The 20,453-nt window shown below is 45.3% G+C and carries 18 protein-coding genes; 3 read left to right on the top strand and 15 right to left on the bottom strand.

From position 1 onward, the window contains the following. The first annotated feature begins 148 nt into the window (after positions 1-148). The 3 genes from PFJ30894_RS04795 to PFJ30894_RS04785 are packed head-to-tail and all read left to right on the top strand — an operon-like array spanning position 149 to position 4,925. Positions 149-754: a TetR/AcrR family transcriptional regulator gene (locus tag PFJ30894_RS04795; RefSeq protein ID WP_113077301.1), complete on the top strand. Its 606-nt coding sequence runs from the start codon at positions 149-151 to the stop codon at positions 752-754. Positions 755-771: 17 nt separating this feature from the next. Next, on the top strand, positions 772-1,893 hold the full coding sequence (locus tag PFJ30894_RS04790; protein ID WP_125669175.1) for an efflux RND transporter periplasmic adaptor subunit: 1,122 nt from the start codon (positions 772-774) through the stop codon (positions 1,891-1,893). Next, positions 1,890-4,925 (top strand): efflux RND transporter permease subunit, encoded by a 3,036-nt coding sequence (locus tag PFJ30894_RS04785; protein WP_125669174.1) that lies wholly within the window; start codon positions 1,890-1,892, stop codon positions 4,923-4,925. Before PFJ30894_RS04790 ends, PFJ30894_RS04785 begins: the two co-directional genes overlap by 4 nt. A gap of 58 nt (positions 4,926-4,983) precedes the next feature. On the opposite strand, the gene PFJ30894_RS04780 is transcribed toward PFJ30894_RS04785, so the two are convergent. The 15 genes from PFJ30894_RS04780 to rsfS form a co-directional block, all read right to left on the bottom strand. Next, entirely contained in the window at positions 4,984-5,310 is a 327-nt protein-coding gene (locus PFJ30894_RS04780; protein ID WP_021717314.1) for a helix-turn-helix domain-containing protein, read from the bottom strand. 240 nt (positions 5,311-5,550) lie between these two features. Next, on the bottom strand, positions 5,551-5,982 hold the full coding sequence (gene aroQ, locus PFJ30894_RS04775; protein WP_021717313.1) for a type II 3-dehydroquinate dehydratase: 432 nt from the start codon (positions 5,980-5,982) through the stop codon (positions 5,551-5,553). Beyond that, positions 5,982-6,479, bottom strand: a complete 498-nt coding sequence (locus PFJ30894_RS04770; protein ID WP_021717312.1) for a shikimate kinase — start codon at positions 6,477-6,479, stop codon at positions 5,982-5,984. The genes aroQ and PFJ30894_RS04770 overlap by 1 nt, the downstream gene beginning before the upstream one ends. Continuing rightward, the gene (locus PFJ30894_RS04765) at positions 6,476-7,297 is read right to left on the bottom strand and encodes a shikimate dehydrogenase family protein (protein WP_021717311.1); all 822 of its coding nucleotides are present in this window, start codon (positions 7,295-7,297) and stop codon (positions 6,476-6,478) included. The genes PFJ30894_RS04770 and PFJ30894_RS04765 overlap by 4 nt, the downstream gene beginning before the upstream one ends. A 12-nt stretch (positions 7,298-7,309) precedes the next feature. Then, positions 7,310-8,434 carry a prephenate dehydratase gene (gene pheA / locus PFJ30894_RS04760; protein WP_021717310.1) on the bottom strand — a complete coding sequence of 375 codons (1,125 nt, stop codon included), beginning with the start codon at positions 8,432-8,434 and terminating at the stop codon, positions 7,310-7,312. Positions 8,435-8,436: 2 nt separating this feature from the next. Next, positions 8,437-9,534 (bottom strand): chorismate synthase, encoded by a 1,098-nt coding sequence (gene aroC, locus PFJ30894_RS04755; protein ID WP_021717309.1) that lies wholly within the window; start codon positions 9,532-9,534, stop codon positions 8,437-8,439. Beyond that, the gene (aroA, locus tag PFJ30894_RS04750; RefSeq protein WP_125669173.1) at positions 9,531-10,844 is read right to left on the bottom strand and encodes a 3-phosphoshikimate 1-carboxyvinyltransferase; all 1,314 of its coding nucleotides are present in this window, start codon (positions 10,842-10,844) and stop codon (positions 9,531-9,533) included. Before aroA ends, aroC begins: the two co-directional genes overlap by 4 nt. Before the next feature lie 8 nt (positions 10,845-10,852). Then, positions 10,853-11,914: a 3-dehydroquinate synthase gene (gene aroB, locus PFJ30894_RS04745; protein WP_125669172.1), complete on the bottom strand. Its 1,062-nt coding sequence runs from the start codon at positions 11,912-11,914 to the stop codon at positions 10,853-10,855. Next, positions 11,914-12,786, bottom strand: coding sequence for a prephenate dehydrogenase (locus tag PFJ30894_RS04740; protein ID WP_231997953.1), 873 nt, complete (start codon positions 12,784-12,786; stop codon positions 11,914-11,916). Before PFJ30894_RS04740 ends, aroB begins: the two co-directional genes overlap by 1 nt. Before the next feature lie 108 nt (positions 12,787-12,894). Beyond that, complete coding sequence (aroF, locus tag PFJ30894_RS04735) at positions 12,895-13,908, bottom strand: 3-deoxy-7-phosphoheptulonate synthase (RefSeq protein ID WP_021717305.1); 1,014 nt, start codon at positions 13,906-13,908, stop codon at positions 12,895-12,897. A gap of 48 nt (positions 13,909-13,956) precedes the next feature. Continuing rightward, on the bottom strand, positions 13,957-14,970 hold the full coding sequence (gene aroF, locus PFJ30894_RS04730; RefSeq protein WP_125669171.1) for a 3-deoxy-7-phosphoheptulonate synthase: 1,014 nt from the start codon (positions 14,968-14,970) through the stop codon (positions 13,957-13,959). Positions 14,971-15,368: 398 nt separating this feature from the next. Beyond that, on the bottom strand, positions 15,369-16,115 hold the full coding sequence (locus tag PFJ30894_RS04725) for a sulfite exporter TauE/SafE family protein (protein WP_021717303.1): 747 nt from the start codon (positions 16,113-16,115) through the stop codon (positions 15,369-15,371). Positions 16,116-16,202: 87 nt separating this feature from the next. Further along, a complete protein-coding gene (locus PFJ30894_RS04720) occupies positions 16,203-19,040 on the bottom strand; it encodes a hybrid sensor histidine kinase/response regulator (protein ID WP_125669170.1) in 2,838 nt (945 codons plus the stop codon). Positions 19,041-19,190: 150 nt separating this feature from the next. Then, on the bottom strand, positions 19,191-20,096 hold the full coding sequence (locus PFJ30894_RS04715; RefSeq protein ID WP_125669169.1) for a CvfB family protein: 906 nt from the start codon (positions 20,094-20,096) through the stop codon (positions 19,191-19,193). Then, entirely contained in the window at positions 20,089-20,451 is a 363-nt protein-coding gene (gene rsfS, locus PFJ30894_RS04710; protein ID WP_113077309.1) for a ribosome silencing factor, read from the bottom strand. Before rsfS ends, PFJ30894_RS04715 begins: the two co-directional genes overlap by 8 nt. Positions 20,452-20,453: the final 2 nt, after the last annotated feature.

Genomic DNA, 20,453 nt, shown 5'->3' with positions numbered 1-20,453 from the left:
TTTCCTTGATATTTATTAATTTATTATAGCAGATTAGCAAGTATTCTACACTGTCTTTTCTTATTTTTACATATTTACGTTACGATCCAGTTGGTGATATAATTATTAATAATTAATTGTTTAATTAATATTCAAAGGAGTGTTCTATATGAATCCAGTTGAAGCATCTGCCTCTTCAGCAGAAAAAATTCTTTTAGCAGCAACCGATTTATTTGCAGCTAATCACTTTAATGGCGTTTCCATCAAAGAAATCGCAAAAAAATCCGGGGTCAACAGCGCTTTGATCTCTTACTATTTCGGCGGCAAAAAAAATCTTTATCAGGAAGTTCTCAACGAACAGTCAAATTTATTTTTAAATCTGATCGCCCGAGTCAGCAGTAAGGACATAGCTCCTCTGGCTAAGCTGCGCGAATATATCACTGCAATTTCCGAGGTACAGAAGCTGCATCCTCACCGTATCCATCTCATTTACCGCGAGCTTTTGACCCCCACTTTTATGTGTGACAGCTTTATTAAAAACCGCTTATACAAAATCCATAAATTTATGTCCGAGCTGGTTACAGAAGCCATAGCTGACGGCAGTATCCGTAATAATATGCAGCCTACACATGTAGCTTTTACTTTGGAAAGCATCATCGTTTTCTTTTTTCTCACACATGATCAGATCCGTGATCTGGGACATTTTGAAAATGGTACTGAAAGCACTTATTTGGAAGAAGCTTTAAACACTTATTTGTCTTCCATTACCAATTAGTTCAGGAGGGCACCGACATGTCGATCAAAGAAATTTTCAGCAAGCTTCCATTTACAAAACGTCATTTGTATATTTTGGCAGCAACAGTGGCTATATTGCTGCTGTGCCATATAATCAGCAATGTTTTCGCAAAGCCCGATATCGTAAAAGAAGTTCCTTATGTCCGTACTGTAACCGTCGGTAAAGAAACTGTCGATAATACATCTTCCTATCCCGGCGAGGTACGCGGTCGTTATAAAAGCGATCTGGCCTTTCAGGTTGCCGGTAAAATCATCAGCCGCAGCGTCAATTTAGGCGATACAGTAAAAACCGGCGATATCCTGATGCAAATCGACCCCAAAGACATCGAGCAGAGTTTTGAAGCCAGCCAGGCAGCTGTAACAGCCGCCGAAGCCAATTATAAGCTGGCCCGCGACAATGCATCCCGTTACACGGCCTTATACAACAGCGGTGGTGTCAGCAAAGCCATGATGGAGCAATATAATACGCAGATGGAAGCGGCCGCTTCCAGCCTGCGTCAAGCCCAGGCCCAACTGATCACCAACAGTAACCAATTATCCTATACGCAGCTTATTGCAGACCATGACGGCGTAGTAGCCAATGTAAGCGGCGAAGTGGGTCAAGTAGTAGCTGCCGGAACTCCTGTTGTGACAGTTGTCCAAAGCGGCGAACAGGAAATCCAGATCTATGTCCCTGAAAACCATTTGGATAAAATCTATCCTCAACAGTCAGCCAAGATCAATTTCTGGGCTTTAGAAAACGTTTCGGCAGATGGTTATATCCGCGAAATAGCACCAATGGCTGACAGCGTTACCCGCACCTACAAAGTTCGTGTAGCCGTACCGCAAATGCCTGCAGCAGTCAAACTGGGGATGACTGCCAAAGTACACCTGCAAAACGGTACTGACAGCAGTATTTTGCTGCCGGCCACCGCCATTTATCAAACAGGAGGAAACCCTCAGGTCTGGCTCGTTACCAATAATAAAGTACATACCCATGAAGTTTCTATCGGCGGTTATGAAGGCAATAACGTCAGGATCTCTGACGGTCTGCAGCAGGGAGATATCGTCGTTGTCGGCGGCGTCAACAAACTGGCAGAAGACCAAAACGTCCGTCTGGAAGCTGGTGTCAGCCAATGAAAAATAACTGGGCCGCCTGGTCGATCAAACATAAGCAAATAATTTACTTTTTTATGTTTCTCTGTCTGGTCATGGGCATCTATTCTTATAATTCCTTAGGTCGCAGCGAAGACCCAAGTTTTACTATCAAGCAAATGGTAGTTTCGGCAGCCTGGCCGGGAGCAACCGCTAAAGAGGTAGAAGAACACCTGACAGACAAGATCGAAAAACAATTGCAGACAGTACCTAATATTGACAGGATAACCAGCTATTCACGTCCCGGAACTGCTGTTATCAATGTTTATCTGCAGGATACAGTACCGGTCAAAGAAATCAAACAGCGCTGGCTGGAATTGCGTAATATTGTCAATGATGGCAAAGGTGACTTGCCCGATGGTGCTTTAGGACCGTTTTTCAACGACCGTTTTGACGACGTCTATGGAAATATCTACGCAGTCACCTCTGACAGCTTCTCCTATGAGGAAATGCGCGTAGTAGCCGAAAATATCAAAGATAAATTCTTTCAGATACCTGATGTCAAAAAAGTAGAACTAGTAGGAGTACAGCCTGAAAAAATCTATATCCAGATGTCTAATGCCAAGCTGGCACAGCTGGGCATACCGATCAATACACTGGCTTCTACGATCCAGGCAGAAACAGCTGTCACACCGTCCGGCATGGCTGAAAGTGACAGCACTAATACCTATCTGCGTCTGACCGGTTCCCCTGATACACTGGCCAATATCAGCAATATTCCGATCCAGGCTAATGACCGTACCTTCCGTCTGGGTGATATTGCCGAAATCAAACGCGGCTATGCTGAACCGGCTGAACCGAAAATGTACTTTAATGGTCAGCCAGCCGTAGGTATCGCCATTTCTATGGAAGACGGCGGTAATAATATCAAATTGGGTGCAAATCTTGATCAGGCTGTTCGGCAAATCCAACAGGAACTGCCGCTCGGCTTCGAACTGGGACAAGTCGCCAACCAGCCGCAGGTAGTAAAAAACGCCATCGGTGAATTTACCGACAGCCTGCTTGAAGCCATCCTTATCGTGCTGGCAGTCAGTCTGCTCAGTCTGGGACGGCGCTGCGGCTATGTCATTTCGGTCTGCATACCGCTGGTACTTTTAGGAACTTTTATCGGCATGTATGCCATGAACATCGATCTGCACAAAGTATCTCTGGGAGCGCTGATCATTTCTCTGGGCATGCTGGTAGACGATGCGATCGTTGTCGTCGAGCTGATGGAAGTCAAAATGTCAGAAGGCTGGGAACGCACTAAAGCGGCCAGCTATGCCTTTGAAACCTGTGCCATGCCGCTGCTGACAGGTACACTGATTACCTGTACCGGCTTTATGCCGATATTTTTCGCCAAATCCAGTGCCGCCGAATTTGCTTCTTCACTTTTTCCTGTTATCTCAACAGCACTGCTGCTTTCCTGGGTCATTTCAGCAACTGTAGCGCCTGTTTTGGGACACGCCTGGATCAAGCCTAAACAGCTCATTAACGAAAACGATGTTTACAATACTGCTTTTTATAAAAAGTTTCGCAGCGTCCTTTCCTGGTCGATGCTGCACCAGAAAATAGTTATTCTGAGCACGGTCAGTATCTTTATCGGTTCCCTGTTATTAGTCCCGCTGATCAAGCAGGAATTTTTTCCGGCTTCTGTGCGTCCTGAACTTCTGGTAGAGCTCAATTTACCTGAAGGCAGCAGTATCAAAGCCACGGATGAAGCCGCCCTGAAACTGACCAATATGCTGAAGGATAATCCTGATGTTGAAAGCATCGGTTCTTATGTTGGAAAAAGTGCTCCGCGTTTCGTCCTCGTAATGGACCCTGTCCAACCGCGTAACAATTATGCACAGCTGGTAGTAGTTGCTAAAGATATTGATGCCCGTAAACGTTTAGAACCGCAAATACGCGAGCTTGTAGCAGCTAATCTCCCCAATGTCGTCAGTTATTCACGTTCTATCCCGCTGGGTCCGCCGGCAGCTTATCCTGTGATGCTGCGCGTAACCGGTCCGGATGACAATATTGTTAAAGAATATGCACAAAAAGTACGCACAGTTATGGCTCAGAATCCAGCCGTGACCATGACGCGTTTCGATTGGATGGAGCAAAACGGAGCTGCTAAACTTACCATCGACAACGATAAACTGCGGCAGATGGGATTGAGCCGTAAAGAAGTCGCCACTGCTTTGCAGGCCGAAATTTCCGGTTATACCGTAGCTCAATATCTGGAAGGAGACCAGGCTATTGACATGGTTTTCCGTCTGCAGCCTGTTGACCGATCTACCGTCACCGAGCTTGAGACCTTAACTATCCCCACATCTGCAGGTGCGGTGCCGTTGTCACAGGTAGCCCGTCTCAGTTACGAATCAGAAAACGGTATGATCTGGCGCCGTAACCTGCTGCCGACAATCACAGTCTGCGGCGGTATCGGCGAAGGCGTTACCGGCAACGATATCACGCAGCAGGTTTACGATGACCTAGCAGATCTGAGGCAAAATCTTCCGAATGGCGTTACGATCGAAATCGGAGGCAGTTTGGAAGACAGCGCTAAAACTTTAGGTTATCTGTTAGAACCTGTACCTGTAATGCTGCTGCTCATGATGATACTCCTGATGCTGCAGCTGAAAGATATCCGCAAGCTGTTTATCATTCTTTGTACCGCACCGCTTGGCGTAACAGGCGTTATGCTGGGATTGATAATTTTCAACGCACCGCTTGGTTTTATGGCCGAACTTGGTATCCTGGCCCTGACTGGTATCATCATTCGTAATTCCGTCGTGCTGATAGATCAGATAGACCTGCATTTGCAGGCCGGCAAATCTCCCTGGGAATCCGTACTGGAATCAGCTATCGTACGTTTCCGCCCTATTATGCTGGCTGCACTTACAACGATCCTGGGACTGATACCGATGTTTACCAGCCCCTTCTGGAATTCGATGGCCGTAGCCATTGCCTGTGGGCTGTCCGCTGCTACATTGCTGACCTTGATCGTATTGCCGGTCATCTATGCGGCTGTTTTTAAAATCAAACCCGAATAAATAAAATAAAGCAGACTGCGAGCTACAGCTCGCAGTCTGCTTTATTATTGCAACAGCTTTAATCCTTTTTCAAAATAACACGTGCCAGTTTGCAAATAACCTTTAATTCTTCCATATCGGCTCTTTCAAGCACTGTTTTCAACTCATCATTAAAAATAACCTGACTGTTGCTGACAGTATCACTCAAAAATTCATCAACAGAAGTGTTCAAAGCATTAGCTATGGCAACCAGTGTCTCCAGTCCAATTTTAGTATGAGCAGTTTCAATATTGCTCATATGCGGTTTGGAAATACCGATCTTCTCTGCCAGATCTTTCTGCAGAACACCTTGCTTGATCCTCGTCAATTTGATTCTTTTGCCGATGGAACAGTAATCAATCATCATGAATAAGCCTCCCCATATATTTTCCTAATATTCATATTAGCATATAAATTTCACTATCAGGTATGCAAAATTTGCTATGCATAAATTATATAACATAAAATTTAATTTTGTAAAGTTCTTGAACCCTATTTATTGTTTATTTTTGATGTTTATATACTAGAGTATATTGAAATTAACAAAAATTAAAGCACAACCCAGTTGTGCTTTACATCTTTTACTTCTTTTTCAGTTTTTATAAGCTTAACCCTTTTCCGCCAGCGCTCTGAGCGCTAAAGCATAACCCTGGAAACCCAACCCGCATATCTGCCCCAGGCAGGCAGCAGCCGTTACTGATCTATGCCGAAATTCTTCCCTGGCATGGATATTGCTCAAATGCACTTCTATCGTCGGCAAAGCCACTGCTTTTATAGCATCCAGCAAAGCTACACTGTAATGCGTCAATGCCGCAGGATTGATAACGATACCGTCAAATTTTCCATAAGCCTGCTGGATCAGCGTGACTAATTCACCTTCAAAATTACTTTGCCTTACTTCTACTTCCACATTTAATGCCGCAGCTTCCTGCCCGATATATTCACACAAGGCTGCATAATCCTGTTGACCATAAATATTTTTTTCACGTACGCCCAGCATATTGATATTCGGACCATTCAAAACCAAAATTTTTTTCATCAGCTTTCTCTCCTTGCCAACTCCAGTAATGCCTGTAACGCTGCTTCCCGCTCACCGTTATTATCTATGATATGATCGTGATACCTGCGGTATAGTTCGATTCGTTCCGCATACAAGTCAAAAACTTTCTGCCGCCCTGCTGCTAATAAAGGGCGGCTTTCTGTATCTATGTCCTGTACAATTTTTTCTGGCAGCCTGTCTATAAAAACGATAATGCCGCCGTTTTTTAATACCTCGATATTCTCTGAGCGTTTGACTACACCGCCGCCGGCAGCGATCACACACCCTTCCAATTCTGACAGATGCCTGACTGCCCTGGTTTCAGCATCGCGGAAGCACGCTTCGCTGACTGCGAACAGCTCCTTGATAGTCTTGCCTTCCAGCTTTTCAAGCACATTATCAGCATCATAAAAAGGACGCTTCAGATGCTGCGCCAACAATCTGCCCAAAGTTGATTTCCCGCAGCCCGGCATTCCGATCAAGACGATATTTTTCATAGCTGTTTTTCCATCTCAGCGGCAACTTTTAAAATGACATCGTTTGAAATTTCTCTTTGCAGCCAGATCTCCTCTGCTGCTACAGCCTGAGCTACCAGCATAAGCATCCCGTTCACAGCCTTTTTACCCAGCTGCTCTGCCTGCTGCAAAAACAAAGTTTTAGCGGGATTATAAATCAGATCGACCGCTGTTTCAAAATGCTCGACAGTTTCCAGACCTACCGGCGATACATCGGTCTTGGGATACATCCCAACAGGAGTGCAATTGATCAGTAAATCACCGGTATAACGCTCTAAATGTACGTAGTTGACGAATTGCGTCGGTACACTACTGCACAAGGTTTTCATATACGGAGCTATGCTTTGAGTATTACGGGAAACTAAAAATATCTTAGAAACACCGTGATCGATTAAATATTGAAGTACAGCTCTTGAAGCGCCGCCCGTACCTAAAACAGCCGCGCTTTTGCCCTGTACTTCGATGCCGTTATTTTCCAGCAAACGCCCAAAACCTGCATAATCGGTATTATAGCCGCGAATTGCACCGTTATGAAAATGGATCGTATTAACGGCTCCAATAGCCTGCGCTTCCATACTTAAAGTAGTCAAAGCAGCCATTACATTGATCTTGTGCGGAATGGTTACATTGACTCCGCAGTATTTACCACGCAATTCATGCACGCTCGCATATAATTCTTCAGGAGGTATCTCCAGCAGATCATATGTTCCTTCGACACCCAATTCTTTAAAGATCAGCTGATGTATCTGCGGTGATAAACTGTGTCCCAAACGCGCTCCAATCAAGCCAAAATGAACCATAACACAAACCTCCTATCTACCATCGGCAGGATAATTGCCTAATATCTTACAATATGCGCAGCTGTCGGAAAGCTGTTCTAATGCCTGACGTACTCTTTCTTCACGCAGGTTGCCTACCAGGTCGATGTGGAAGAAATATTCCCATGATTTACCTTCGATCGGCCGGGATTCCAAATTCATCATATTTAAACCGCTGTGATAAAAATGTCCTAAAGTCCTGTATAATGACCCCGGTTCATGTTTTACTGCCACTACTACCGTAATTTTATTAGCATTAGGCGCCTGTTCCGCTTCGTTAGAAATGACGATAAACCGGGTATAATTATTGGAATTATAGTTGATATTGGCGGCAAGAATCTGCAGCCCATACATTTCCGCAGCCTGCTTACCAGCCACCGCCGCCAAATGCTTATCCTGCTTTTCCCTCACTGTTTCTGCACTTTTAGATGTGCTGAAATAAGGCACTAACTCCATCTGCGGATACTGATGAAAAAACTCTTTACTTTGTGCAAAGCCCTGCGGATGTGAATAAACAGTAGTAACATCTTCGAGCTTAGCACCTTGAACGCCCAAGAGATTGTGCTCTATTTTCACGCACTGCTCACCAACAATAGAACAATCGTGATGCCGCAGCAGATCATAAACTTCGGTAATACCTCCGGTCGAAGAATTTTCGATCGGCAAAACACCGTATTTGATCTCACCGTTTTTGACCGCCTGCACTACATCCTCAAACAAAGCATAATGATGTCTGTTTATATGCTGTCCTGCAAAATATCTCTCCAAAGCCTGATGACTGTAAGACCCCGGCATTCCAAAACAGCCAACCTCCATGACCTCCTCCTGCGGCAGAACTCGCGGCTCTGCCAGCAGTACATGCTCCAAAGCCTTGCTCTGCTCCATGATGGTCGTCATCATCGCTGTAACAGCCGGTGCATACTCTTTATGCTGTAAACGCATACAGGCCTTTGAGAGCACCTGAGCTTCCCGAGCCGCATCAAGCACAGGCAGCCCCTGCTGTTTTTTATAGGCCGCAACTTCCAGCACTGCCTCCATCCGTTCTTCCAACGCCGCAACCAGCTGGGCGTCGATCTTGTCGATACGGCGGCGGATCGCCTCTAAATCCAATTTTTCCATGCTCACACCTCACCGTCAATATCCGCAGTCAACAGCATATCTAAAACAGTCCAGGCCGTAACACCTTCCACGACAGGTACTGCCCGCTGCACGATACAGGGATCATGACGACCTTTAATTTCCAATACCGTATTCGTATGCTCAGCCACATTTATCGTTTTCTGCGGCAGGGAAATAGAAGGCGTTGGTTTGAACCCTACCTTGAATACAACAGGCATGCCATTGGTAATCCCACCCAAAATACCGCCGTTATTATTAGTTTCAGTTCGCACAGAATCTCCATCATAATACAGCGGATCATTAGCCTGTGAACCGGTGCTGCGGCAGAAACCGAAGCCCATACCAAACTCCAGCCCCTTTACCGCCGGAATAGAAAACAGCACATGTGCCAGACGGCTTTCCAGTGAATCAAAAAATGGTTCGCCCAAACCAGCCGGCAAATTAAGCGCCATGCACTCAATACTGCCGCCAATAGAATCCTGACGCTCACGCGCTTCCAAAATCAGCGCCTGCATCTCTGCCCCACGTACATCGTCCAATACGGCAAATTCCTTCTGCCGCAGACTCATCAATAATTCAGCATCTTCTCCCAATGGGTCAAACTTCCTGTCAAAAATCTCACCCACATTATTGATATGTGCCCCTATAACAATGCCATACCGAGCCAGAGCCTGCTTGGCAACAGCTCCCATAAACACCAGCGGCGCAGTCAGTCGTCCGGAAAAATGCCCGCCGCCACGGTAATCATTGAAGCCTTTATATTTGATCTTACCGGAATAATCAGCATGCCCCGGTCTCATATTATCTTTTAGAATACTGTAATCCTTAGAATGACTATCGCTGTTAGGGATCAGCGCACACAAAGGTGTCCCCGTCGTCCGCCCTTCAAAAACACCACTCTGGATCAAAAAAGCGTCTTTTTCCTGACGCTGGGTCGAAAGCAGATTGCGGCCCGGAGCACGCCTTTCCATCTCGCGTTTAATAAAATCAATATCAATTCCCAGCCCCGGTGGTAACCCGTCAATCACAAGACCAATAGAAGCACCATGGGATTCGCCGAAAATCGTCATTTTTATTTTTCTGCCATAAACACCGCTCATATACTTTCACCCGTTCCCACAGTTTTGATCATTCCGCCTAAGGCTGTAAAATCCTGCCAAAATTCAGGATATGATTTTTGAACACATTCGCTGCCACTAATAATAACCGCCTTTTTGCAAACCAGACTCGCTACCGCTAAACTCATCGCGATGCGGTGATCGTTCCAGGAATCAACGCAGCCGCCCTGCAGACCTTCCGGCCGCCCCTTGATAATCAGCCCGTCAGACAGTTCTGTAACTGCGGCTCCCAGTTTATTCAATTCACTGGTCATCGCTGCCAGACGGTCACACTCTTTAATACGCAGCCGTCCTGCATTGATGATTTCAGTTGTACCTTCACTGACCGCTGCCAGTACCGTTAAGACAGGAATGATATCAGGACAGTCTGCCGCATCGATAACTACACCATTAGTCGACGCACTCGAGGCCGTATGATTACCTTCGGCATCACAGGTTATTTTCCCTCCCATCCGGTTGATAATATCCGCAACGACCATATCCCCCTGCAACGAGTCCCTGTTTAGTCCAGTACAGGTAATCTGCCTGCCCAGCGTGCCGGCTACAAGCCAGAACGCCGCCTGAGACCAGTCACCTTCCACCATGTTCCTGCCGCAGCGATACTTCTGACCGCCGCCGATATGATATTTATAATAATTTTCGTGTTCGATAACGATTCCGTATTTTGCCAGACACGACAAGGTCAGATCCACATAGCTCTGCGACTCCAGTACAGAAGTAATTTTCAAAACAGAATCGCCTGCAAGCAGCGGCAAAGCAAACAGCAGACCGCTGATAAACTGCGAGCTGACATTACCGGGAAGCTCGTAATCGCCGCTTTTCAGCACACCGTTCACCGTCAAAGGCAAATACCCGTTAGAGGCAGTTGTATAAGACAGCTCCTGCCTGTCAAAAATATCATAATAAGCCTGCAGCGGACGCGTTACCAGCTTTCCGTGACCAGTAAATGTCAGCGGCTCACCGCACAATGCCCCCAGAGGGATCATAAACCTCAATGTCGAACCTGATTCTCCGCAATCGGCAGTACTTTGCGAAACTCGAACATTACCACTGCCATTAATAGCCAAAGCTGTGCGTCCTGATCTTTCTGAAGGAACTTTTTGAAAACCGATCCCCAATGCAGTCAGACAGCGTAGAGTAGCTTCCATATCGTCAGACATACTGATATTATCAACAATACTGGTTCCCGCCGACAGTCCGGCACAGATAATTTCCCTGTGCCCCATGCTTTTAGATGACGGCACGCAAACACTGCCGTTGAGCTTTGCCGGTGTAATCTTCAATGTCGTCATGAGCTCTCCTATCCAATATAGGCAGGTATATCCTGCCAGTCTATTTTATGCAGGCGTCCGACGCCTATTTTTTCAATAATTACCAGGTTAATTTTTTTACCGCTCTTTTTTTTATCCAAAGCCATTGCCTGTAAAATTTCCTGAGCATCAAATACTGCACTTACCGGCAAAGCAAACTTTTTCAGTACGCGGCTCAACTCCTCTGCAGTACCTGCTGCCGTAAGGCCCAGCTTCTCCGTTTGACGCGTCATTTGTACCATACCGATGCCAACGCCTTCACCGTGAGTATAAGTAGTAAAACCGCAGCATTTTTCAATAGCATGCCCGATAGTATGCCCAAAATTCAACAGCATACGTTCTCCTGTGTCAAATTCGTCTTTTTCAACGATCCGCGCCTTGATATTACAGCAGGTCTCAATAATAATGTCCGCCTGCTCCAGCAGCTCCTGATCACTTTTAACAGCAGCGATCTGAGCAAACAGGCCGGCATCGCGAATACAGCCGTATTTGATCGCTTCAGCCAAACCATCATGCAAAAACCGCAGCGGTAAAGTTTTCAATAAATCCGGATCTATAAATACTGCTTTTGGCTGATAAAAGCTGCCTGCCAGATTTTTGCCTGACGGCAGGTCAATAGCCACCTTGCCTCCTACGCTGCTGTCGATCTGCGCTAAAAGCGAGGTCGGTACCTGAATAAAATCAATGCCGCGCAAAAAAGTAGCTGCCGCAAATCCGCCTAAATCGCCCGGCACACCACCGCCCAAAGTCAGGATCAAATCACTGCGCGTCAAGCCTGCCCGTGCCAGTTCGTCATAAACCTGACCCAGCACAGTTAAATTTTTACTTTGCTCACCGGCGGCAAAAACTATCCTCGTAACCTCAAACCCGCTGGCAGCCAGGCTGCGTTCCAGCCTTTCGCCATATAAAGGATCTACGTTGCTGTCGCTGATGATTGCCGCTTTTACCGCCTGAGAAAGCACTCTGGCCTTTGCCCCGATCTGATCCAGCAGCCCGGCTGCGATTTCAATATTATATGTTTTCTCACCTAACGCTACTGTAATCGTACGCATCAGTACAAATCCTTTCTTTTAATCGCAGCTTCCCGCATCATTTCCTGCAGGGCCTGCGCGTCGGCAGCTGTCAGCGCTTCGCGCCAGCGTTCCAACTGCTGGCTGAATGCAGCTAATTCCTGCAGAACGTTTTCCCGGTTCGCCAAAAACAAATCGCTCCATAAATACGGATTGATATCTGCGACCCTTGTTCCATCGCGAAAACTGCCGGCAATAAAATATTTCGTATTTTCATTATAAGAAGCACTGTTGATCAGCGCTACCGCTAAAGCATGAGGCAAATTACTGGTATAGGCGATAATGCGGTCATGCTCAACGGCATCAACCTGCACTACCTGCCCGCAGCCAATCGCGCCTGCAAAGCTGCTCAGCCATTCGATCGCCCCACTGCTGTTAAAAGCTGCCGGCACCACGATATAATTGGCACCGTCAAAAATCTCGGCCTGGGACATACCCAAACCGCTGCCTTGACGGCCGGCCATCGGATGCCCCGCAATAAATTCCATCCTTCCGGTAAGCAGTCGCTGCACGTCCTCAGGCAAGCTGCCTTTAATGCCTGTAGCATCGGTTATCAAAACATCACTCTGCAAAAAAGGCACCGCACTTTTTACAAAATCCAGCGTAGCTGCCGGATAAACCGAACAGATCACTACATCTGCCGCCTGCAGTCCTGGGCCTGCCCCGCAAAGAGCTTCGTCGATAACAGCCTGTTCCTGAGCCTGCCGCAGCACCTTGCCGTCAGTATCGACACCGATGATCTTCTTTACGCCCAGGCGCCTCAGCGCTTTGGCATAAGAACCGCCGATAAGTCCCATACCTACCACAGCAAAAGTAAGCTGCTGCCAATCCGTGCTTCTAAAACCACTTTCCACTACGTTCACCTCGTTAAACTTTCTCCATTCTACAATCCTACGATAATTTGAACGGCTTCTTGTTTTTTATCAAGCAAACAGCCGTTTTTAACATTATTATACTATATCCTACATCTCTCTGCCGATTATTTGCGCAATACCCTTCAATTCACCCATCAGGTGTGCAAAGCGTTCCGGCTTCAGTGATTGTGCCCCGTCACACAGTGCATGCTCGGGATCGTTATGTACCTCAATGATCAATCCGTCTGCACCGGCTGCGATAGCAGCTTTGGCCATCGGTTCAACCATCCACCACATGCCGGAAGCATGGCTCGGATCAATGACGATCGGTAAATGGCTTAGTTTTTTTACTGCCGGGATCGCGCTCAGATCCAAAGTATTACGGGTATAAGTTTCAAAGGTACGGATACCGCGTTCACACAAAATAACATTATCATTACCGCCGGCCATAATATACTCAGCCGACATGATCCATTCTTCTATCGTCGCTGATAAACCACGTTTCAGCAAAATTGGTTTATTTGTCTTGCCAAGCTCCTTCAAAAGCTCGAAATTCTGCATATTCCGGGCCCCTACCTGAATAACATCCACATCTTCCACGAAACGTTCGATTTTATCAGCTGACATGATTTCGGTAACGATCGGCAGGCCGGTTTCCTGTTTAGCGATTTTTAAGAGCTCCAATCCCTTTTCTTTCAATCCCTGGAAAGAATACGGTGAAGTACGCGGCTTGAAAGCTCCGCCCCTCAGCATAGCGGCTCCGCCGAGCTTTACCGACTTAGCAACGGAAATGATCTGCTCTTCGGTCTCTACCGAGCATGGACCGGCCATAACGATGATTTTTTTGCCGCCGATCTTGATCCCGTTGACATCCACTACGCTGTCTTCCGGATGGAACATCCTGTTTGCCCGTTTGAACGGCTCCTGCACACGCATGACCTTTTCTACCCAATCGTTAACGCGCAGCAGATTGATATCTAAAGTACTGGTATCTCCGATAACGCCCAGGATCGTCATATTCACGCCGACTATCTCATTGATCTGGAAGCCGTTATTGATCAGTCCGTTTTTAATCTTCTCACATTCCTGCATCGGTGCGCCTGGTTTCATTACAATAATCATTTTTGTTCTCTCCTTTTAATTTATATGGTTAAATTTAATTATAACCTGTTATAGCTCACGTCCAACGGCTCCTGCTATGATCTTCAGATCCTGCATCAACCTGCCGAAGCGTTCAGGTTTCAGGGATTGAGCTCCGTCACATAACGCATGCTCAGGATCATTATGCACTTCAATGATCAGTCCGTCAGCACCTACGGCTACTGCTGCCTTAGCCAGCGGCTCTACCATCCACCACATACCAGCCGCGTGGCTGGGGTCAACCACCACCGGCAAATGACTGAGTTTTTTTACTGCCGGGATCGCGCTCAGATCCAAAGTGTTGCGAGTATAATTTTCAAAGGTTCGGATACCACGCTCGCATAAAATAACACTATCATTACCGCCGGCCATAATGTATTCAGCCGACATCAGCCACTCCTCTATCGTCGCAGACAAACCGCGTTTCAGCAAAATCGGTTTATCTGTCTTGCCCAGCTCCTTCAAAAGCTCGAAATTCTGCATATTGCGGGCGCCTACCTGAATCACATCCACATCTTCTACAAAACGTTCTATCTTATCTGCTGACATAATTTCTGTAATGATCGGCAGCCCGGTAACAGCTTTAGCCTCCTTTAATAAATCCAGTCCGATTTCCTGCAGTCCCTGGAAAGAGTATGGAGAAGTACGCGGCTTAAAAGCGCCGCCACGCAGGATCGCAGCGCCCATTTGCTTCACATCCTCCGCCACGCCGATAATCTGTTCCCGCGTCTCTACTGAACAAGGGCCTGCCATTACCGTGATCTGTTTGCCTCCCACCTTCACCCCGCATACATCTACGATACTGTCTTCCGGGTGAAACATCCTGTTAGCACGTTTATAAGGCTCCTGCACACGCATAACCTTGTCAATGCAGTCATATACTCTCAGCTGATTCATATCGAAGGCAGCCGTATCGCCTACTACACCGAACAGGGTAAAATTAGCACCGCGGCTTTCATGGATCTGAAACCCCTTACTTTCCATCAAGCTTTTTACTCTCAATTCCTCTTCTGCGGGAATCCCCGGTTTCATTACTATAATCATTTATCTCCACTCCTTAATTTCATTTTTATTTACACAAGATAATAAAAAAAATCAGGCCTCGTAAGAGAGCCTGATTAAAAATTCATCTTCTTATTTACAGCAGCATATCTCAGCTACGGTATCGGCATCTGTTTACGGTAATAGAATTATGCAGTTTTGAGCAAGTAAAATAACCAGCGCTAAAATAAAAATAGCCCCGGCTAAAGTCAAAAGCATATTCATTTACCCAATTAGTTCTCAAAACAGATTCCACGATCAACCCACCTAATTTAAATTTCTTGTGTAAAACTTAATTGTTGTTATTTTAGACCCGTATCAAAAAGGTGTCAAGCAAAAGCATAAAATTCAAAAAAATTAATTTTTATGCACTGTCTATTGTAAACAATGTTACAACAAAATCAATGGAGCACACCGTTGATGCCACTTCCCAAAGTCATTACCCCGCCTATCAATACTACAAGCAGCGCAATGCGCTTAAATAAATGCTGATTGATACGGAAAAACATTTTTTCTCCCAGCCACCAGCCTAAAAGTACTGCCGGCAACACATACAGCGACAAAGCAATCAAATTTCCACCCTGAAATGTACCCGCAACAAAAAAACTGCCTAAAGTACAAAAACTGCCGATAGCAAAGATCCAGATCATATTGGCGCGCAGCAAATTTTTCTCCATATTCTCACTCAAAAAATATAAAGCGATCGGCGGCCCGCTGATACTGGTAGTCGCACTGAAAAAACCGCTTAAAAAACCAGCAGAAACACGTCCCAGCTTTTTATTTTTGACCTCAGGCACAAAATTTAATTCCATCAAAAGCGTTACAAGCAAAAGCGCTATCCCTAATAAAATCTTTAAATGATTAGCATCAGCCACTTTCAGCAGATACGCTCCGGGAATAATCCCCAACAGACTGCCGGCAGCTGTTATCAAAACTGTCGGCCACTCAAATTCTCCCCAGGTACGCCACATCATGATCACACGCACAATAACACCGGCGATAATAACAAATACAACTGTCTCTTTCGGCCCCATGACCATCGTTAATACAGGAGCTGCGATCAGCGCAAAGCCAAAACCAGTTACAGTACTGAAAAAAGTAGCAGCAAATAATATCAACGAAGCAACTGTCAAGACAAAATAATCCATGGTTTCTCTCCGCTCTTTTCTGAAATAGATATCTGCATTATAACACAAAAAAGAAGCCCCTACAAAACGGAGCTTCTTTCAGTCGTCTTATTTCAGCCATTGACGTATTATTTTTTTCAAAAGCTTTAGTTCAAACGGCTTGGCTATGTGTGCATTCATCCCCGCGGCCAGCGCCATTTTCACGTCTTCCGAAAAAGCATTCGCAGTAATGGCAATAATCGGAATCCAGACCGCATCACTGCGAGAAGCAGCTCTGATTGCTCTTGCCGCTTCATAGCCATTCATAGTTGGCATCTGGATATCCATAAAAATCAAATCATAATATCCTTCAGGCGCCGCCAGGAATTTTTCCAATGCTTCTGCACCATCACCAGCGGATTCACAAGTCAAGCCCAACAGCTTCAAAAACTCTAAAGCAATTTCCAGATTGATTGCATTATCCTCAACTACTAGTACCCGTTTACCGCTATAATCAATATCAGCAGCATTTTCGTTATCACCGGCAGGTTGTTCATACTCGACCGCAACTCCGTTCTGACGCTGCACCTTCAGACAAACAGAAGCAGTGATCTTACTGCCCTTACCAACACAGCTCTCAACATCGATCGACCCGTTCATCAGTTTTGCCAGGTTCAAACTGATCGTCATGCCCAGACCAGTTCCCTGTATTTTACTGACCCGAGAATCTTCTGCTCTTATAAACGGCTCAAAAATACGCTCGATAAAACTTTGTTCCATCCCAATGCCGTTATCTTCTACAATAAAATCAAAAACAGCCAGATCATGCGGTAACGGCTTAACAGTAACCGTCAGCTTTACCACACCTTCATCAGGCGTATATTTAACGGCATTGGACAACAGATTAAGTAATATCTGCTGCAGTCTCAACGCGTCACCCAGCACAGTTATATTTTTCAGTGCCTCTGTTTCCACAATCAGCTGATGCCGTTTCTCCTCAACAGCAGGTTTAATGATATCTAATGCTTCCTCAACTTTTTCTTTTAATAAAAATGCTTCCGAGTTCAATTCTGTTTTGCCGCTTTCGATCTTCGACATATCCAGAACCTCATTCAACAGCTCCAGCATATGTTTGCCAGAAGTGACAATTTTTTTCAAATAATCATCTACATGATCTTTGTCGTCGCAATGTGCCGCTAAAGCCGCCAGCCCCATAATAGCATTCATCGGCGTTCTGATATCATGCGACATTTTTGAAAAGAATTCACTTTTGGCCTGATTGGCCTGTAAAGCCAGCTGATATGCGTCACTGATGATTTGTTTATTTGCTTCCTCCTGCATCGTGCGTTCATGGATATCGCGCATCGTCAAAAGCAGCCGTTCTTTTAATTTACCAAAATATGAAAGCTTAACTTCTTTATATCTGTACCCGTCTTTAGCGGATGAACGGAAATACAGCATGACAGCCTCTTCCTGCTCCAGGCACTTCAGCAAACTATCAATACTCCAGCTTTTTAAATGCTCACAATCTTCTTCACAAACAAACTCTTTTATAAATACCGGCAGCTGTTCATTAATGCTGCCACGCAGCGGCAAGCCGTAATGAGCGCAATAACCGGCAAAACGCATCACATAATCACCACTGTTTAAATCACAGATGCAAACAGCATCATAGTCATGTTCTATCGTAAAATTATAAATAGGCTGCAGCTCGATTTTTTCAAGCTCCATTCCTTTTTGCTCGCTGATATCCTCAATGATACCAATGACAAAAGTCGGCTGCTGCTGATCATCCCATGACATAACAGTCATTGTTACCCGCACCCAGCACTGCTTGTTCTTGTCACAGAATGTGGAAGATGCAGTTTTAGCCCCATTATGAATAGCTTCGTACATCGCATAGCAATCTGCCTTACTTTCACCGCTCACAAAATCTTCCACAAAGCTTTCCGGAATATTCCTGTATTCCATACTACAGTTAAAATATTTACTGGTTCTTACCGGCATAACTTCCAGACGTTTTTGCGGATAATAATAAAAATGGAAAATTTTTGTTCCTTCCAGAACCTGGCGCAGCAGTTCCTGAGTACCCTTATCCTGCTCCAGCAATTCCTGATTAAGCAGCTCCATCTGCTTTCTGTTATCAATATCCAGAAAAACACTTTGAATAACACGTTCTCCGTCAATATTTTTGATATATTCACCGCTGCCAATGATCCAGCAATAAGTACCATCGGCCCTCAGCGCCCGATATTCAAAAGACTGTTTCCCCTTGCCCAGCAGTATCGCGTTCATGCTCTGATATACTCTATCACAGTCTTCCGGCGCAGCCAGATCTTCTATCCGCCAGGATTTACGCTTCCAGAATTCTTCTTTTTCATAACCAAAAATCCTGATAGCTTCCATATTGGCATTTTGAAAAACAATACTTCCGTCAGCCTGTGGCCTGTATTGAACGATACCGCACAATACGGACTGAAACAGCTCGTCATAATAATCACGTTTACGTACAACTTCTATCAGCTGCCTGCTCTTTTCGATATTGGCCTGTCTTAAGACCTCAACATCGCTGGCATTCTGATGATAACCGCGAATATAATAAGCATTATCGTCTTCTTTATATAACTTGCCGCTGCAGCGAATAAAAATTGTGCCCCACCATGGATGCTTCCAGCGATACTGAACCTCTACCAGCCTTTTGGTCGTCAGCATCTGTTCAATATATTTCTGCACTATTTCCAGATCTTCTGCAAGCACGCCTTGCGCAAAATGTTTATAGTTATCTTCCAGCGATAAACTCTTCTGCAGCCCTAAAAGTTCTAACATTTTATCATCGGCATACAGACGCACGTCAGTATTATTTTTGTTTATTTCCAAAAGCCATAAACCAATATTACTGATTTCCAATATTTCCTGCATCCAGCTGGAACTGTAAAAAATATCTTCTTTTAAGCCGCTAGAGTCCATAATAGTTCCTCTTTCTATTTCAAACTTCTTATTGTCTACATTATACCTTACTCTTAAACAATTTCCAATATTTGTTCTTTAAGAAATGTTTTTTAACATCCACAAATAACGCGCATAAAAAAAGACTCTCGCCCAAACGAGAGTCTTTACTTATTTTTCGCTTTGCAGTCCTTTTTCAGTCAGCATAGTCCAGCCTTCTTCCTGCACGATCAGGCCATCCTTCATCAAATGCCCCAAAGCACGTTTGAAAGCTGCTTTACTGATACCAAATTTTTCCTTAATGATTTCCATCGGTGTAGTATCACAGTAAGGCATTTTACCATTCCGTTTATGTAAAAAATTTAAAATATCTTCCGCATCGGCGATCATAGCATTTTCTTTTTGCTGGCGTAAGGACAGATTTACCCTGCCATCCTCACGAATATAAGTGATGCGAGCCGTGATCTCCTGACCAAAATCCAAACGCCCGCCGGGAACTTCACTGCGATGCAGAAACGCCAAAAAGCGCTGATTAGTAAAAATGAAGAAGCCTTCCGGCAGGATATTATAGATAGTACCTGTCACGCTGTCGCCGACCTTGACACCAACAGCAGGTTTGGAAGCCTTCAGCATTTCTTCTTCCACCCGCATACTGACAGCAGGGCGTCCTGTTTTATCGCGATACAGCTTTATCCAGACCAGCTGACCCGGCGACACATGCCCTCGCATTTCGCTGTACGGCAAAAATACACCGCGTTCAGCGCCGATATCCACAAACCCGCCGTCCTTGGTCACACTTAAAACCTTAACGTAACCGATCTGCCCTTCGCGCATTTTCGGTAATTTCTGGCTCGCCGTCAAACGGCCATGCGGATCTTTATACAAATAGACTTTAACTTCATCGCCAACATTGACCGCTTCCGTCTGCTGCAGCTTATGCAGCAGGATATCATCAGAAGTATCGCCCGTACCAGCGTCAAGGAAAGCGCCCATTTCGCCCAGACGTGCCACTTTTAAAGTAACAACGTCACCCGCACGATATTTAAGCTGCTTTGCCATGTCTTTTTCATCAGTCATTTTTGCTCTCCACAAATTCTTCCGACGGAGCATCAGCCCACAGTTGTTCCAGATTATAGAACTCGCGTTCTTCTTCAATAAAGATATGCGCAACACAATTACCATAATCCAACAAAATCCAACGACCTTCAGCATAGCCTTCTTTGTGAGTAACAAAAATGCCTGCCTCCGCCAATTTATCTTCGATATTGTCAGCAATAGCTTTAACTAGAATATTATTTCCAGCGCTGGCAATAATAAAATAATCAGTTACAGGAGAAATGTTCTCCATATTCAGCAGCAAAATATCCTTTGCTTTTTTATCGCAGGCTGCCGCCGCGATCTTGTGTGCAATTTCTTTAGTAGTAAAATCCATCT

The sequence above is a fragment of the Phascolarctobacterium faecium genome (assembly GCF_003945365.1).
In the GTDB taxonomy this organism is placed as follows: domain Bacteria; phylum Bacillota; class Negativicutes; order Acidaminococcales; family Acidaminococcaceae; genus Phascolarctobacterium; species Phascolarctobacterium faecium.
This window is presented reverse-complemented; position numbering and strand designations above follow the sequence as displayed.